At 66.9% G+C, this 1,335-nt stretch carries 2 protein-coding genes; one reads left to right on the top strand and one right to left on the bottom strand.

What is annotated here, in order from left to right:
• Positions 1 to 255: 255 nt before the first annotated feature.
• Complete coding sequence (locus Q0105_RS21520; RefSeq protein WP_298214973.1) at positions 256 to 393, top strand: hypothetical protein; 138 nt, start codon at positions 256 to 258, stop codon at positions 391 to 393.
• Positions 394 to 452: 59 nt separating this feature from the next.
• On the opposite strand, the gene Q0105_RS21525 is transcribed toward Q0105_RS21520, so the two are convergent.
• Positions 453 to 1,335: IPTL-CTERM sorting domain-containing protein (locus tag Q0105_RS21525; RefSeq protein WP_298214975.1), on the bottom strand; the 883-nt coding region annotated here is incomplete at its 5' end.

Consider the following 1,335-nt stretch of genomic DNA (forward strand, 5'->3'; position numbering starts at 1 on the left):
CGCAGGCGGCCAGCACGAGGGCGGTGGCCAGCAGCCAGGCGTGGGCCAGGGGGCGAAGGGGAGAAGTGGTCTGGGTGACCATGCGGCGTGTCCTTGTTGTTGTCTTGCGAAATGTGCAAGGCTGAACGTACCGGATTGACGCGCGTTTGTATGTCCCTGAAATTGGTGAAAAGAGGGGGGTGCCTGGATCGGGGGAAATATGATGAAAAGTGCTTCTGACGCTTATTCAGAAAGCGCAAGCAGCTATCAATTTTGATGAATTCAGCTTGCATCAGCCTCACGCATGAGGGCAGCGCTTTTTTGGAGGACTGCCAGCGCCTGTTGTCCGACGTGGCCAATGCCGGGGTCAAACGCTATGGCACGGTGGGGTTCCTGACGTCGCGCTTGTCTTGATTGCTATTTAAATAATAGCTATTTGCGCTTTCTAGGCGGGCGGTGGAAGGTGTTTTGGCTCAAGTTTTGATGCGCTGGTGCTGTCGCCGCCAGCCCAACAGTGCCAACAGGGCCGAAAGCAGCAGCAGGCCCCATTCGCCCAGCGTGGGGATGGCCTGCGCGCCGCCGGGCCCTGCCGCAGCCAGGGGCATGACCGGGTCCACGATCTCGCCGTTTGGCGCGCCATCGTCATCACCCACGCCGCCGTCCGTCACGTCAAAGCTTGCCGTGTTGCCGCTGATGGCCAGGCTGGCGGGGGCGATGAATGTGCCGCTGCTGCTGCGTTTGGTGAGGCCGGTGACGGGCTGCGGCCAGGTGGTGGTGACGCGCACCGTGGCGCCGTGGGTGCAGCCCACCAGCTTGAAGCGGAATGCGCCCTGCGGCGCCACCTGACCCGCCGGGGTGGCGCCTGCGGCGACGAAGCCGGTGGCGGCGGCATCGAACGCGCAACCCGCGCCGCCGCCCGCCACCGTGGCGCTGGCCGCACCGCCTGGGCCCGTGGCAGGCACGGTGGTGCCCTGCAGCAGCAGGCCAAAGCGGGCCTCGGGGGCCTGGTGGGCTTGCACGTTGGCGAGGTTGCAGGCCCCTGTGGCCAGGTCGGCGCTGCCGCAGCCCGTCAGCGCCAGCAGCGTGTGGCCCGGCGCGGGCGTGGCGGTGCAGGTGGCGCTGCCGCCAGAGGCCACGCTGGCGGCGCTGCAGGTGAAGGTGCTGGTGCCCGCAGGGCTGGCGGTGCTGATGCTGGGGGTGACGGTGTAGTGCGCCACGGCGCGCAGGATGCGATGGTTGTCCGTGTCGGCCACGAAGACATTGTTGCCCGCGCCGTCCACGGCTACGCCAGAGGGGCGGTTCAGCCCAGTATTCTCCACATCGCCCTGCTGCGTGTAGCCGCCGCTGCCGTTGGGC

The sequence above is a fragment of the Acidovorax sp. genome (assembly GCF_027492855.1).
Taxonomy (GTDB): Bacteria; Pseudomonadota; Gammaproteobacteria; order Burkholderiales; family Burkholderiaceae_C; genus Acidovorax.

Coding starts and splice junctions, on each gene's coding strand:
- Q0105_RS21520 (WP_298214973.1), top strand. CDS start 256: ATGAATTCAGCTTGCATCAGCCTCACGCATGAGGGCAGCGCTTTTTTG.